Source organism: Pedobacter sp. KH_004 (genome assembly GCF_057840755.1).
Window position 1 is genome coordinate 722,748 of record NZ_CM174519.1, and the last position, 15,647, is coordinate 738,394.

The window sequence follows — 15,647 nt, forward strand, 5'->3', positions numbered from 1 at the left end:
TGGTATAAAATTGGCACAAGCAGCATCAGGTCAGAAAGCTTCATTTCAAAACTGAAATTCTCCAGCAAATTAAAAACATGTTCAAACTCAACTTAAAAATCGCCTGGCGAAACCTTTGGAAAAACAAGGGTTATACTTTCATCAATGTTCTTGGTTTATCCATTGGGATGGCCAGTTGTATTCTCATTTTTATTTTTATCCGTTATCAAATGAGTTTTGATGAGGGCTTTAAAAACGAGGATCGAATTTACCGTTTAACTACTAATTGGACTTCCGCCGATGGATTTGAAGAATCACAAGGCGTACCTAAACCAGCGCCGGCTGCGTTTCGTAATGATTTCAAAAATCAAATTGAAAAAGTTGGAGCTATTTGTCAAGATGGTGGAATTATCAAAGTAAAAGATAATGCCGGGAAGGAGAAAATTAAGACTTTGGAAGACGTTTTTTATGCAGAGCCTCAATTCTTTCAAATCATGAGTTTTGAATGGTTACAAGGAAGTCCGGTAGAATCATTAAGTCAGCCTAATACCGTGGTTTTATCGAAAGACATGGCTACCAAACTTTTTGGCGACTGGAATAAGGCCGTAGGTAAAACCATTAATTACCAAAATCGCGATGATTTTACGGTTACGGGCATTTTACAGGAGATGCCACAAAACAGTTCTTTTCCGCTAAATATTGTGGTTTCTTACCAAACCTTTAGAAATCATAACAATGAGAGATTCGATAATTGGGGCAATGTTTCTTCAAATGATGAATGTTATTTTCTTTTAAAGGATGGTGTATCAATTGATGAAGTTCGAGGTGCTTTATCAAAGTTTTCTGACAAATATTTCCAAAGAGATAACATATCTAAACAAGAAATTGGTGCACAACCTTTGGGCGATATACATTACAATGAAAACCTAGGAAATTTTTCAAGCAAAACAATGTCAAAAAAAGAGCTTTATGGTTTAGGAATCATTGGCGCATTTTTGATGCTTACGGCTTGTATAAACTTTATTAATCTTGCTACTGCACAAGCGGTAAGCAGAAGCAAAGAAGTAGGCGTTCGTAAAGTAATGGGAAGTTTAAGAAAGCAATTGGTATTTCAATTTCTTACCGAAACATTAACCATTAGCATATTTGCTTTGATTGTAGCCTGTGTCTTAGCAGAAGTTTCTATGCCAGGAATGAGAAATTTATTTCATGAAAATATTTCTTTCAGTGTGATTCAGCATCCCATCATTTTCTTGTTTATGATTGGGCTAGTCATTATCGTAAGTTTTTTAGCAGGGTTTTATCCAGCAATGGTGATGTCTGGTTTTAGTCCAGCTTTGGCAATTAAAAATAAGATTACTGCAAATGCCGGAGGCTTAAGCTTACGTAAGGTTTTAGTTGTGGTTCAGTTTTCTATTACTGTAGTGTTAATTATTGGTACACTCGTAGTTTTAAAACAAATGAATTATATGAGAGAGAAACCATTGGGTTTTAACCCTTCGGCAATTGCACTCGTAAATGTTCGAAATGATAGTTTAACCTTGATTAAATATCAAATTTTACAAGAAAGGATTTCCAAAATACCCGGTGTATTAACGACGAGTTTTTGTAGAAATCCACCATCATCCAGCAATAATAACGAAACTAATTTTAACTATAATAGTACAGAAAAAGCCAATTTTCAGGCTAATGCAAAAATTGCTGATGAAAATTACTTTAAAACTTTCGGATTAACATTTGTTGCCGGTAAAGCATTTTCTAAAAGCGATACCATAAAAGAAGTTGTGGTTAATGAAACAACTTTAAGAAAATTAAATGTGGTTAATTTTAATGATGCATTAGGTAAAAAAATTAAAATTTTTGGTAAAGAAGCAACCTTAGTGGGAGTGGTTAGAGATTTTAATAATTTGAGCCTGCACGACCCAATATCGCCAATTATCATTACTACAGTTAAAGATAACTACCAAAATATAGCCGTAAAAATGGATAGCAAACGTATACTATCCATCATGCCTCAGATAGAAAAAATATGGAATAATACCTTCCCAGAAAATTTTTACAGAGCCTCTTTTGTAGATGATGATATTAGTCAGTATTATGAGACGGAAAGGGTTATGGGGGTCTTATTTAAGGTTTTTGCATGCATCATCATATTCATTTCATTCATTGGATTATTCGGCCTAATTTCTTTCGTAGCCACTCAGCGAACCAAAGAAGTAGCCATTAGAAAGGTACTTGGAGCCTCGACGGTTGAATTAGTAAAAATGTTAAATGGATCATTTTTATTGATGGTTTTTATCGCAAACCTGGTGGCCTGGCCGTTGGCTTATTTACTGGTTTCAAAATGGCTTTCGGGTTTTGCTTATCGAATCGACATCAGCATTTGGCCCTTTGTTTTGGCAATGATTATATCAATGGCTATAACTTTAATAACAGTTTCCATTCGCTCTTATAAAGCCGCGGTAGCCAACACAATTGATGCACTTAAATATGAATAAAGGAGGGAAGGCGAAGGTTTTAAGGTGAAGGGTGAAAGCATACGGAACCTTCCACCCTTCACCCTTTTTATCCTTCAACCTTTAGAAATATGTTCAAACTTAACTTAAAAATCGCGTGGCGGAACCTTTGGAAAAACAAGGTTTATGCAGCCATAAATATAGGCGGATTGGCACTTGGATTAACGGCTTTTGTGTTGATGCTTTTGTACATTAACCGTGAAATAAGTTACGATAAATGGGATCCGGGTCTGGAGGATGTTTATCAGCTCAGAGAGCATCATGATTATTCAGCACCAGACAATAAACAACACTGGATGGAGGTTAACGACTCTAGAATGGCTGACTTGGTTCGTGATAAAATACCTCAATTTAAATATGTAACCCAAGTAGATCAAGACTGGGGAGATGGTTTCTCTATTAAGTTGGCGAATTCAGACCCATTTGTGATCAAGCATATCCGAGATACTGATTCATTGTTTTTCAAGGTTTTTCCTTATAAGTTTATTCAAGGCGATAGATTAACGGCAATCAACAAGCCAAATACTATTGTTGTTAAAAAAAGCCTTGCCATCAAAATATTTGGTACAGAGCGTGTTGTCGGGAAAGAAATTAAGATATTAACCTGGCCCCAAGATCCTGGCACTTTAATGACTGTAACAGGTGTAGTAGAAGACCCTTTAACCCCATCAAGCGTAGATTTTAGTGCCATCACACATACAGGAAATATCGAAAAAGATCCCATTCAAATCAATAATTTTAGGCATTGCGAAATCTACACTGTAGCCAATACGCAATTAGATACAGCTCAAATAAACCAAACTTTGCATAAGGTTTATGTGGATTATAAAAAGGCTTCATTTTTGCAAAGAAACATAACTTATGCCGATTACTATAAAAACGAAAAAACACCAGGATTAAAAATTATTCCTTTACAACGGGTTTATGCCACTCCATCTTTTGATAGAAGTTGGGTGGATAATGTGAAACCTATTGTTATTCTTTCCATATTTTTGCTCTTGGTATCTATCATTAACTTTGTTAACATGGCAACCGCTCAATCGGTGCAAAGGGCAAAAGAAGTTGGCGTTAAAAAAGTATTAGGTGCATACAAACGGCAATTGGTTATTCAGTTTTTGCTGGAGGCGGCCCTGCAAACTTCAGCAGCCTTTTTTATCTGTATTATTTTGGTGGAAGTTTTATTGCCTGCATTTAGTAACCATTTTAATATCAATATCAGCTTTTGGCACAATGCAGAATTTTCAGCCGTTGCCCTACAATTAGTTGGTTTATTTGTTTTGGTAACGTTGCTTGCAGGTTTTTATCCTGCCTGGATTTTATCAAAATATAATCCGGTTAAGGTACTTAAAGGCAATTACGAAAACAGCTTCAAGGGGATTTTATTGCGAAACGGGCTGGTTGTAGTTCAATTTATTATTGCAATTGCTTTTATTATTGGAGTTGGTGTGATGTATCAACAAACGAGTTTTGTAGCAAATAAAGATTTGGGTTTTAGTAGAGATAAGCTCATTAACATTTCTTCTGAATTTGATGAGGATAATCAATTTGCAATACAGATTAAAAAAATTACCGGTGTTAAATATGTTGCTACAACAACACAGGTAATGGGCAACACTTTTAATACGGGAACAGAGATTACTTTTGAAAATAAAAATTATAATTTAAATCGAGTTACAGTAACAATGGATGCTTTGCCGGCATTGGGAGCAAAGTTGGTAAGTGGGAGAATTTTTTCCCGAGAATTTAAACAAGATACCATTAACACAGCTGTGATAAATGAGGCAGCTGCAAAGCTAATAGGTAAAGAATTGGTGGGTAAACAGTTTAAAGAAGGTGGAAATATTTTTCAGATCATAGGTGTGATTAAGGATTATAATAATGAAGGCTTTGATAAGACTGTGCTACCAACAGTCTACAGAGTAACTCACTTGGATGGCATGTCTTCAATTAACAATCTATTGGTTAGGTTCGATAGTGATCACTATAAACCAGCACTCAGATCTATAGAGGCAGAATGGAAAAAAGCATATCCGAACTTCCCTATGGTTTACACCACTGTTGAAGATGCTTTTCAAATGGCAATGAACACAACCCGCAAGCAGATGCAAATCACAGTCCTCTTCTGTACGATTTCGATTATACTTTCTCTATTAGGTTTATTTGCACTATCTACCTTTGTAGCGAAAAGAAGAACGAGAGAAATTGCAGTTAGGAAAGTGCTTGGTGCATCTAACATTGAAATTATAAGCCTTTTAAACCGATCATTTTTATTATTGATTATCACTGCAAATTTGATCAGCTGGCCAATTTCTTATATCATTTTGAAAAAATGGTTAGACGGTTTTGCTTATCGGATAGATATGCCAGTTTTTCCCTTCGCTATGGCAACGATAGTTTCCATCATTATTACAATACTCACGGTAAGCATTCAAGCCAGAAAAGCCGCGGTAGCCAACACAATTGATGCACTTAAATATGAATAAAGGAGGGAAGGTTTTAAGGTAAAGGGTTAAAGCATCAGGAACCCTCCAGCCTTCAACCTTTTTATCCTTCAACCTTTAGAAATATGTTCAAACTTAACTTAAAAATCGCGTGGCGGAACCTTTGGAAAAACAAAGTTTATGCAGCCATAAATATAGGCGGATTAGCACTTGGATTAACAGCTTTTGTGTTGATGTTGCTGTACATCAATCATGAAGAAAGTTTCGATTCCTGGTCGCCGGATTTAAAAAATGTATATCAAATCCGTGAGAAACATGATTTCTTTACACCTGATAATAAAGAACATTGGCAAGATGCTGTAGATAGTCGGATGGCAGCTTTGGTTAAAGAAAATATCCCTCAGGCGATAGCCGTTACAAGAGTAGATCAGGAGTGGGATTGGAACGCTGGCTATTCTGTAAAAGTTGAGCATGCAGACCCGGTAATGATACAGAAAGTTAAGGATGCTGACAGCAGCTTTTTCAGCGTGTTCGATCATCAATTTATCCAGGGTAATACCGAAACCGCCCTTAAATCGCCAAAATCAATTGTATTAAAAGAAAGTATTGCGCTGAAGTTGTTCGGCACCACCAAGGTTTTAGGGAAAACGCTAAAGCTGGTGATCTGGAGAAATGACCCTGGTCAGCAATTAACAGTTACAGGAGTGGTAAAAGAGCCACAAACACCGCAAACTGTAGGCTTCAATGCCATCGTTAGGACTGGTGAAAAAGATAAAGATCCAGATAACATTACCGCCAAGCACTATTGCCAGGTTTACGCTAAAATGTATGTTGATTTGGATAGCGTAAGTTTAAACAAGACGCTGCAACAAGTCTATGTCAAAGCTAAAAAAGCATCGTTTGCTAAGCAAAAAATAAATTACAATGACTATTATAAAGATGGGAAAACGCCTGGATTAAGAGCGTTGCAGCTGTCGGAGGTACATGCAAATCCCGCCATACAACTCAGCTGGAAAGATAAATTAAAACCTGTAGTTGGCATCTCTATTTTTTTGCTTTTAGTCTCGGTAATCAATTTTGTAAATTTAGCAACCGCTCAATCTGTTAATCGGGCTAAAGAGGTTGGCGTTAAAAAAGTTTTAGGTTCCAATAAACATCAGCTACTTACACAATTTCTTTTAGAGTCTGCTTTGCAAAGTGTTGTAGCACTGTTTCTATGCGTTGTTCTGGTTGAGGTAGTATTGCCTGCATTTAACCAACACTTCAATGTAACCTTAAGTTTTTGGCAGAACCCAAGACTATTGTTGATGATTTTCGAACTGGTTATGCTGTTTTTCATTGTAACGCTGCTTGCTGGTTTCTATCCATCTTGGGTTTTATCAAACTACAATCCGGTATCGGTTTTAAAGGGCAACTATGCCAACGGTTTAAAAGGAACAGCAATCCGGAACGTTTTGGTCGTTTTTCAATTCGTAATCTCGGTCACTTTTATCATTGCCATTGGTGTAATGTATCAGCAAACAAAATATGTAAGCAATAAAGATTTAGGTTTCGATAAGGGAAACTTAATCAATATCAGAACCAATTATGAAGAAAAATTTGCCGAAAGGTTACGAAAAATTCCAGGTGTAAAATACATCGCTACCACCACGCAGGTAATGGGTAATGCTTTCAACATTCCCGAAGAAATCACTTATAAGGATAATAACATTGCCTTAAATACAGTTACGGTAAGCATGGATGCCTTGCAGGCACTAGGAGTTAAAATAATGCAGGGGCGGATTTTTGCAAAAGAATACAAACAAGATACCGTAAACGCTGTGGTGATCAATGAAAGCGCTGCTAAATTAATTGATAAAAACCCTGTGGGTAAACTGTATGATGTGAAAAGTAATAAGGAAAAATACACTTTCCAGATTGTTGGCGTCATAAAAGATTATCATAACGAAGGCTTTGATAAGGCTGTTCTGCCAACTATTTATAAGGTTACCCACTTGGGTGGCATGTCCACGACGAATAATGTGTTAGTTCGTTTTGATAGTGAAAATAGCGCCAAGATTATCCGTAAAATCGAGGCCGAATGGAAAGTTGCTTATCCTAATTATCCAATGTCGTATGTTACCATGAATGATTCGTTGAATAAGGTGTTAGAGGAGAACAACAGGTTTATGAACATGATTGTACTATTTAGCACGATTTCGGTTTCATTGTCTTTGTTAGGCTTGTTTGCATTATCAACCTTTGTTGCGAAAAGAAGAACAAAAGAAGTTGCCGTTAGGAAAGTTTTAGGCGCTGCTAACTACGAAATTATCCACCTGTTAAATAGGTCGTTTTTAATATTGGTGATCATTGCGAATGTCATCAGCTGGCCAATTGCATATATTCTCATTAAAAAATGGTTAGATGCGTTTGCCTATCGGATTGATATGCCTGTTTTACCTTTCATAGTGGCAACAGTGGTTTCCATCACAATAGCGATATTAACGGTAAGCATTCAGGCCAAGAGAGCAGCGACTATGGATCCAGTGACTGCACTTAAATATGAATAAAGCAAAAAGCGGAAAGAATAAAATGGAAAGACCAAAGTGAAGCCAATATCTTAATACTAAATACTCGATACTAAAAAAATGATAGAACTTAAAAATATAGAAAAATATTACGCCAATAAAGGGGTTAAAAGTTACATTCTTCGCCATGTAACCACTACAATTAAACAAGGCGAATTTGTGTCTATAATGGGACCATCCGGTGCCGGTAAATCAACTCTTCTTAATATTTTAGGGATGCTGGAGGAGCCGACTTACGGCACCTACGAGTTTATGGGCGAAAATGTAACCAGTTTAAATGAACGTAAACGGATTGAACTTTACCGAAATCACATTGGTTTTGTGTTTCAGGCTTATCATTTAATTGATGAGATGACGGTTTACGAAAACATAGAAGCACCACTGCTTTATAAAAAAGTGGGAAGCGCTGAACGTGCCAGCAGGATTGCTAACTTGTTAGATCGGTTTAATATCGTAGCTAAAAAAGATTTATTTCCTAACCAACTTTCGGGTGGCCAGCAACAACTGGTTGGTATTGCAAGGGCTTTAGCCGCTCAACCGAGCATCATTCTGGCTGATGAACCTACCGGAAATTTGCAATCGGCACAGGCAGAAGAAATTATGCAGCTTTTCCAAAAATTAAATAAAGAAGATGGGATCACCATTATCCAGGTAACGCATTCTGAAAAAAATGCTGAATATGGGAATAGGATCTTGCACATTGCCGACGGCGTTGTTAAGGGTGATGTACAAGTTTAGTTGTAAGTGCTACGTTTTTAAGTTTTAGGTTATACGCTTTAAGTTTTACTTCCGACTTAGAACTTATAACCTAAAACTATAACTTTGCTTGATGCAAAAAACGTTCACCGATCAGATGGGACGGGAGGTTACACTCGAGTTTCCGCCCAAACGCATTGTTTCTATTGTTCCCTCACAAACAGAATTGCTTTTTGATTTGGGTTTAGATCAGGAAATTATCGGCTTAACCAAGTTTTGCATCCATCCGATAGAAAAGTTTGCCGGACGTACGAAGGTTGGCGGTACGAAGAAACTTAATATCGATCTGATTAAAGATTTGAATCCCGATCTCATCATTGGAAATAAAGAAGAAAACACGCAAAGCGATATTGAAGAGTTAGCGGAGTATTTTCCAGTTTGGATGAGCGACATTTTTACCTTAGATGATGCCATGAAAACCATCTCGCAGATTGGTGCACTGGTAGACCGTGACCCTGAAGCTGCATACCTTAACCACCTTATTTCAGCTGGTTTTAACGATTTGAAAACGTTAGCAGCTCAAAACCAAATTGATAAAAAGGTAGCCTATCTCATTTGGCGAAAACCTTTTATGGTTGCGGGCAAAAATACTTTTATTGATGATGTGCTGCTCACCAACGGAATGATTAATGTTGTTCAACAAGATCGATACCCACAAATTACATTGGAGAAACTGAAAACTCTTAATTGCGAACTAATTCTACTTTCATCAGAACCCTATCCTTTTAAAGAAAAACATATTGAAGAAATACAGAATGCCATTCCAAATGCGAAGGTGATGTTGGTTGATGGGGAAATGTTCAGTTGGTATGGAAGCCGTTTAGTTAAGGCAGTTCAATATTTTTTCGAGTTTCAAAAAGAACTTTATTAGTCTTTCACTGTTCCTTTGTTTATAAAACTTAATATCTTCACCTATGAAAAAATTTATTTACCTCACATTTTTTGTTGCTGCGGTTTCTGGATGTGGGATCATGCGATCTGCGTCTTCCGGGGAATCGATTTCCATCGAAGGCAGGATAACCAAATTGGGGATGACGACTTATCAGTACGGAACCCATACCATTAGTTATGGCGGCAAACCTTATGCGCTTAGAAGCAGTAGTTTAAATCTCGATACCTATGCCGATAAACAAGTAGTTTTAAGAGGTACCAAAGTCGCAGGTTACCCAATAGAGGGTGGGCCAGATTTGATAGAAGTTTCTGAAGTGGTGATGAAGTAGCAAAGCTGAAGATAATAATTAATTATTATTTTGAAATTTTTGTCGTTCAGAATTAGCGACTTAGCTTTTTTAATAAAAAATAATAGATAAAAACTGGTGCATACCTTTTGATTATTCAATCTAGTTTCTATCTTTGCAGTCCTTAATACATCCTAACTGCGGAAGTGGCGTAATTGGTAGCCGCACCAGACTTAGGATCTGGCGCTTCACGGCGTGGGGGTTCGAGTCCCTTCTTCCGCACAACAAGATAAAGGCCGTTTCGATTTAAACATCGGAACGGTTTTGTTTTTAAAAACATTGATTAATAACAACGGGGGTGATTTGCGAACACTAAGCTTGTCTCACATCTCACTTCTAAATACTCATATCTCTAAAAATGAATATTACACAGGAAAAAACCGGCAACTTAAATGCTGTTGTAAAAATCAAAATCGCACCTGCTGATTATAGTCCGAAAGTAGAAAAAGCTATTAAAGATCAGGCTAAAAAAGCACAACTACCTGGTTTCCGTAAGGGAATGGTTCCTGCTGCTCATATTAAAAAAATGTATGGCAAAAGCATTTTAGTGGAAGAGATCAATAACTTATTAAATGATACGTTATCAAACTATATTGCTGAGCAAAAATTAGAAATTTTAGGTCAGCCATTGCCTCAAATGGATAACGAACGCGATTTTAAATGGGATAATACCGATGAATTCGAGTTCGATTACGAATTGGGTTTAGCGCCAGCGTTTGATGTTAATGTTTCTTCTAAAGATAAATTTACACAGTATGTAGTTAAAGCTGATCAGGAGACATTAGAAAGCCGTATCAAAAACGTCCGTCGCAGCTATGGTAAAATGACAAACCCGGAAGTTGCTGAAGAAGGCGACGTTTTATATGCTGAATTAGTTCAGTTAGGTGCAGATGGTTCTATTTTCGAAGGTGGCATCTCCAATACTGCAACTATCCGTTTAGATTTAATCTCGGATAAAAAAGTTCTTAAATCGTTAGTGGGTTTAAAAAAGGATGATGTAGTAACAATCGATGTTCAAAAAACATTTGAAGATAAAGCGGCGATTGCTAAAGCTCTAAATATTTCTGAAGAGGACGCAGCAGATTTGAAATCGAACTTCCAGTTGACAGTAAAAAATGTTAACCGTTTAGAAGAATCAGATTTAAATCAGGAGTTTTTCGATAAATTATTTGGCGAAGGCACAGTAACAGATGAAGCTGGCTTCAGAGCAAAAATTCAGGAAGAAGTAGAAAGTATGTTTACACAAGATGCTGAACGTAAATTATCAAACGATATCTACGAAGCACTTTTGCAAAAACATGCTTTTGATTTACCAGATGATTTCTTACGTCGTTGGTTAAAAGCTACAAACGAAAAATTAACCGACGAAGAATTAGCAGAAGGTTATGATGATTTCGCGAAAAACCTTAAATGGACATTAATCGAAAACAAAATCATCAAAGATAACAGTATCGAAATTAAATATGAAGATGTTGTTGCAGCGGCTAAAGCTAAGTTAGATGCTCAATTTAGAATGTACAGCCCAAGCCCACTTCCAGAAGATCAATTGGCGCAATACGCTGTTCAATTTTTACAAGACAAAGAAAATGCGAACCGCACTTTCGAAGAAGTTAAAGCAGCTAAAACTTTCGAACAAATTAAAACTATCGTAACCTTGGATCAAAAAGAAATTGATTACGATAAATTTGTAGAGTTGGATAAGAAGGACTAGCGTTAGGCGAATAGCGGTAGGCGTTCAAAAATGATTGATCGATTGTTTATATTTAGCGATGGCTCAATTTAAATTTCAATCGCTCGAAGTTTGGCAGTTGTCTATCGAACTAACTGATAAATTACTTGATATAGCTGACCGATTGTCAGTTGATAAAAAATACAGATTTGCAGAGCAGCTCAGTGGGGCTGCTCTTAGCATATCCAATAATATTGCCGAGGGTTCTGGTTCCATTTCAAACAAGGAATTTGCTCATTATCTGAACATTGCGCATACATCTGCGTTTGAAAATGCTAATATTTTGGTGGTATTGGAAAGGAGAAAATATATTTCTGACATTGAACTGCTTTATTATCTAGAAGAATTAGATAAATTGGCACGGAAATTAACCAACTTCAGAAAATTTTTGTTAAAATTATAATCCGGTTTGGCTATTCGTTAATCAACGCTCAACGCCAAACTCTAAACGCAATACAATATTATGAACATAGATTCACAAGAATTCAGAAAATTTGCCGTTAAACATCAGGGGATTGGCGGTTTACACGTAGATAAATTTATTGCACAGGCGAACATGAACCCACAGAACATGACGCCTTACATTATTGAAGAACGTCAGTTGAACGTAGCTCAAATGGACGTTTTTTCAAGGTTGATGATGGATCGTATTATCTTTTTAGGTGATGCAATCTACGATCAGAATGCCAATATTATTCAAGCTCAGTTATTGTTTTTGCAATCAACAGATGCTGATAGAGACATTCAGATTTACATCAATTCACCAGGTGGTTCGGTATATGCAGGTTTAGGTATTTATGATACCATGCAATACATTCAGCCAGATGTGGCTACAATTTGTACCGGTATGGCTGCATCAATGGGTGCTGTATTATTGGTTGCAGGAGCTAAAGGTAAGCGTGCTGCATTACCTCACTCAAGAGTAATGATTCACCAGCCATCAGGTGGTGCACAAGGTGTTGCATCTGATATGGAGATCAACTTGAGAGAAATGTTAAAATTGAAAAAAGAATTATACGATATTATTTCACAGCACTCTGGCCAAAGTTATGATTGGGTGGAGAAAGCTTCAGATCGCGATTACTGGATGACTGCCGATGAGGCAAAAGGATTTGGTATGGTTGATGAAGTTTTATCGAGAAACTCAAAAAAAGATGGCGAAACAAAATAAAGAATCCCGTTGCTCATTCTGCCATTCTGGCAAGCATGAAACTTTAATGTTAATTGAAGGCATGGATGCATTTATCTGCGATAAGTGCGTTACTCAGGCCAATCAACTGCTTGCACAGGAATTAGGAACCAAAAACACTAAAAATATCCAGGCTGCCATTTCTTTACTTAAACCGTTAGAAATAAAGCAGCATCTCGATCAATATGTAATTGGTCAGGATGATGCTAAGAAAGTGCTTTCTGTTGCAGTTTACAACCATTATAAGCGTTTAAATCAAAAAGTTGATAAAGACGAGATTGAGATTGAGAAATCGAACATCATGCTGGTAGGTGAAACAGGTACTGGTAAAACCCTTTTGGCTAAAACCATTGCGAAAATTTTGCATGTACCATTTTGTATTTGCGATGCAACGGTTTTAACGGAAGCAGGTTACGTAGGAGAGGATGTAGAAAGTATTTTGACACGTTTACTTCAGGCTGCTGATTATGATGTGGCTGCCGCAGAACGTGGCATTGTATATATTGATGAAGTGGATAAGGTTGCCCGTAAAAGTGATAATCCTTCAATCACTCGTGATGTATCAGGCGAAGGTGTTCAGCAGGCATTACTGAAAATTTTAGAAGGTACGGTTGTAAATGTTCCACCTCAGGGCGGACGAAAACACCCCGATCAGAAAATGATTCCGGTAAATACCAACAACATTCTGTTTATCTGCGGAGGTGCTTTTGATGGTATCGAACGTAAAATTGCAAATCGTTTGCGTACGCAGGCTGTTGGTTATAAAGTGAAGAAAGATGAGACCGTTTTAGATCTTAAAAATCTTTACAAGTATATCACTCCTCAGGATTTAAAATCTTTTGGTTTAATTCCAGAGTTAATTGGTCGTATTCCAGTTCTTTCGCATTTAAATCCTTTGGATAAAGAATCGCTACGTAATATTTTAACAGCGCCTAAAAATTCATTAATTAAGCAATATGTTAAGCTTTTTGCTTACGAAGATGTTAACTTAGTTTTTGAAGATGATGTTTTGGATTTTGTCGTCGACAAGGCAATGGAGTACAAACTGGGCGCTCGTGGTTTGAGATCGATTTGTGAAGCAATTATGTTGGATGCCATGTTCGACACGCCCACGCAAACGGATGTCAAGGAGTTGCACATCACGCTCGATTATGCGATAGAAAAATTTGAAAAGGCCGACTTTAAGAAGTTACAAGCCGCATAAAAATTCAAATCCTTCCCGAGCATCGGGAGGGATTTTTTTTAATATAATATTTATTAACGCTAAGCGCCAAGCGCTTTGCTCAAAGCCTTAAAATATGAATGAAGAAAAAGACGTAAAAAAAGACGAAGCCATAGTGGAGAAGGCCAAAAAGGTTAAAGAGGTTGAAAGTCCTGTTAAATCTGGTTTAAAATCGAAAGATGAAATTGTTAAAAATTGGTTGCCAAGATACACCGGCCGACCGCTAGATCAATTTGGTGATTACATTTTGTTAACCAACTTCAGTAAGTATGTGAGCATGTTTTCGGAGTGGAACGACAATGCCCCAATTATGGGTTTGGATAAGCCTATGCAAAGTGTTACCGCAAATGGAATTACCATTATCAACTTCGGTATGGGTAGTCCGCTTGCAGCAACTATGATGGATTTGTTAACAGCGATAAAACCAAAAGCAGTTTTGTTTTTAGGTAAGTGTGGTGGATTAAAGAAGAAAAACCAATTAGGCGATTTAATTTTGCCAATCGCAGCAATTAGGGGAGAAGGAACCTCAAACGATTATCTTCCTGCAGAAGTGCCGGCATTGCCAGCGTTCGCATTGCAGAAAGCAATCTCTACAACTATCCGTGATCATGGCAGAGATTACTGGACCGGAACTTGTTATACTACAAACAGAAGGGTTTGGGAGCACGACAAAGAATTTAAAAAGTACCTTAAAACATTAAGGGCGATGGCGGTTGATATGGAAACAGCAACAGTATTTACTACTGCCTTCGCAAATAAAATTCCAGCAGGAGCATTGCTATTGGTTTCAGATCAGCCAATGATCCCTGAGGGTGTTAAAACTGCAGAAAGCGATAGCGCTGTAACGGAGAAGTATGTCGAAACCCATTTAAGAATTGGCATTGATTCTTTAAAGCAACTCATAAATAACGGACTTACAGTTAAACATTTGTTGTTTTAATTTATGTGATGCTTCGTAGCGATTCACATTTAGAGCAATAAATTTTCATTTTTCGGTTTCATCGATCGTTGTAATAGCAAGTTATTTAACTCCTCCTAATTAGGATGTTGTAAGGTCTAATAAATATTCGAGATCAGCAATTCTGATCTTTTTTTATGTGTTAAATCCTGGTAAATAACCATGTAAAACCAAATCTTCTTCCTTTTGAATGGTGTAATTGCAATGATTGTGAAGTAGGACAATACGATCAGAAACGTCTAGGATAGACCTGTAATAATGATCAGTTATAATAAAACCTTTTTCGCTTTTTAAATGGTTAATATGTGTTTTTAAATTTTCTACCAATAATGGAGATAGTTGCGAGAATGGTTCATCTAGTAATACATATGGTTTATCGCTATATATCATTAAAAGGCATTCCAGATATCTAGCTTCTCCTCCTGATAAATGATAGAATTTTGTATTTAGGTTTTTGAAAACGAAGTTTATTTTGATTAACTCATCGCGATTGTTTTTGCAAAATATATCAATTGCAGCTGCTAGAGTAATTTGATTAGGAATAAAGTTATCCTGAGGGAGGTATGATACACGGCCAGATAAAAACCCCTTTTTGTAGATCTTCTCATTAATACTTAAGTATTTGAACTTAGGTTTAACGCTTCCAAAAATGATTTTTAAGAGTGTTGATTTACCGCAACCGTTTCTTCCTAAAAGTCCTACTACTTCACCAATTTGACAATTCAGATAAACACTGCTCAAGATCTCCCTATCAGCAAACCAATGGTTAACACTATCTACAAAAAGTTCTGCCATACCAGTAAGATCATTAATGTTGCTAACAAAAGTGCTAAATCATAGAAAATAAGATTGGTCATAATTCTCTTGAAACTAATCCCTTGGTTTTTGAAAAAGTAAGCAGTATTTTGATAAAACATGAAATAGATCGCAACAGAGAATATCCAGCCTATTATTTTTATAATTAGCATAAATGAATAAATGCCGGGTTCATCAAAGCCGTTTAAATAAAAAAACACTGAGGTGCATAAACTCACTAATATATTCCAGAGAAA

Annotated in this window: 12 protein-coding genes and 1 tRNA gene; 12 read left to right on the forward strand and 1 reads right to left on the reverse strand. The window is 36.7% G+C overall.

Annotated elements, in window-relative coordinates; all coding sequences use genetic code 11:
- Window positions 1-77: 77 nt before the first annotated feature.
- The 12 genes from AC3ITD_RS03305 to AC3ITD_RS03360 all read left to right on the forward strand — a co-directional run bounded on the left by AC3ITD_RS03305 (window position 78) and on the right by AC3ITD_RS03360 (window position 14,577).
- Window positions 78-2,477 (forward strand): ABC transporter permease, encoded by a 2,400-nt coding sequence (locus AC3ITD_RS03305; RefSeq protein ID WP_489363981.1) that lies wholly within the window; start codon window positions 78-80, stop codon window positions 2,475-2,477.
- A gap of 89 nt (window positions 2,478-2,566) precedes the next feature.
- Window positions 2,567-4,978: an ABC transporter permease gene (locus tag AC3ITD_RS03310; RefSeq protein ID WP_489363983.1), complete on the forward strand. Its 2,412-nt coding sequence runs from the start codon at window positions 2,567-2,569 to the stop codon at window positions 4,976-4,978.
- 83 nt (window positions 4,979-5,061) lie between these two features.
- The gene (locus tag AC3ITD_RS03315; RefSeq protein WP_489363985.1) at window positions 5,062-7,485 is read left to right on the forward strand and encodes an ABC transporter permease; all 2,424 of its coding nucleotides are present in this window, start codon (window positions 5,062-5,064) and stop codon (window positions 7,483-7,485) included.
- A gap of 78 nt (window positions 7,486-7,563) precedes the next feature.
- The gene (locus AC3ITD_RS03320) at window positions 7,564-8,241 is read left to right on the forward strand and encodes an ABC transporter ATP-binding protein (protein ID WP_056849704.1); all 678 of its coding nucleotides are present in this window, start codon (window positions 7,564-7,566) and stop codon (window positions 8,239-8,241) included.
- Window positions 8,242-8,332: 91 nt separating this feature from the next.
- Window positions 8,333-9,130: an ABC transporter substrate-binding protein gene (locus AC3ITD_RS03325; RefSeq protein WP_265797658.1), complete on the forward strand. Its 798-nt coding sequence runs from the start codon at window positions 8,333-8,335 to the stop codon at window positions 9,128-9,130.
- 43 nt (window positions 9,131-9,173) lie between these two features.
- Window positions 9,174-9,479, forward strand: coding sequence for a hypothetical protein (locus AC3ITD_RS03330; RefSeq protein WP_489363988.1), 306 nt, complete (start codon window positions 9,174-9,176; stop codon window positions 9,477-9,479).
- A gap of 158 nt (window positions 9,480-9,637) precedes the next feature.
- Window positions 9,638-9,719, forward strand: a tRNA-Leu gene (locus AC3ITD_RS03335).
- A 136-nt stretch (window positions 9,720-9,855) separates the two neighbouring features.
- Window positions 9,856-11,208 (forward strand): trigger factor, encoded by a 1,353-nt coding sequence (gene tig, locus AC3ITD_RS03340; RefSeq protein WP_489363990.1) that lies wholly within the window; start codon window positions 9,856-9,858, stop codon window positions 11,206-11,208.
- 58 nt (window positions 11,209-11,266) lie between these two features.
- Window positions 11,267-11,629 (forward strand): four helix bundle protein, encoded by a 363-nt coding sequence (locus tag AC3ITD_RS03345; protein ID WP_489363991.1) that lies wholly within the window; start codon window positions 11,267-11,269, stop codon window positions 11,627-11,629.
- A 60-nt stretch (window positions 11,630-11,689) separates the two neighbouring features.
- Window positions 11,690-12,397, forward strand: coding sequence for an ATP-dependent Clp endopeptidase proteolytic subunit ClpP (gene clpP, locus AC3ITD_RS03350; RefSeq protein WP_056849709.1), 708 nt, complete (start codon window positions 11,690-11,692; stop codon window positions 12,395-12,397).
- The gene (clpX, locus tag AC3ITD_RS03355; RefSeq protein WP_056849710.1) at window positions 12,381-13,619 is read left to right on the forward strand and encodes an ATP-dependent Clp protease ATP-binding subunit ClpX; all 1,239 of its coding nucleotides are present in this window, start codon (window positions 12,381-12,383) and stop codon (window positions 13,617-13,619) included. The genes clpP and clpX overlap by 17 nt, the downstream gene beginning before the upstream one ends.
- 94 nt (window positions 13,620-13,713) lie before the next feature.
- A complete protein-coding gene (locus AC3ITD_RS03360) occupies window positions 13,714-14,577 on the forward strand; it encodes an AMP nucleosidase (RefSeq protein WP_265797650.1) in 864 nt (287 codons plus the stop codon).
- 153 nt (window positions 14,578-14,730) lie between these two features.
- Here AC3ITD_RS03360 and AC3ITD_RS03365 read toward each other — a convergent pair whose 3' ends face one another.
- Window positions 14,731-15,390 carry an ATP-binding cassette domain-containing protein gene (locus AC3ITD_RS03365; protein WP_489363994.1) on the reverse strand — a complete coding sequence of 220 codons (660 nt, stop codon included), beginning with the start codon at window positions 15,388-15,390 and terminating at the stop codon, window positions 14,731-14,733.
- Between the last annotated feature and the right edge of the window lie 257 nt (window positions 15,391-15,647).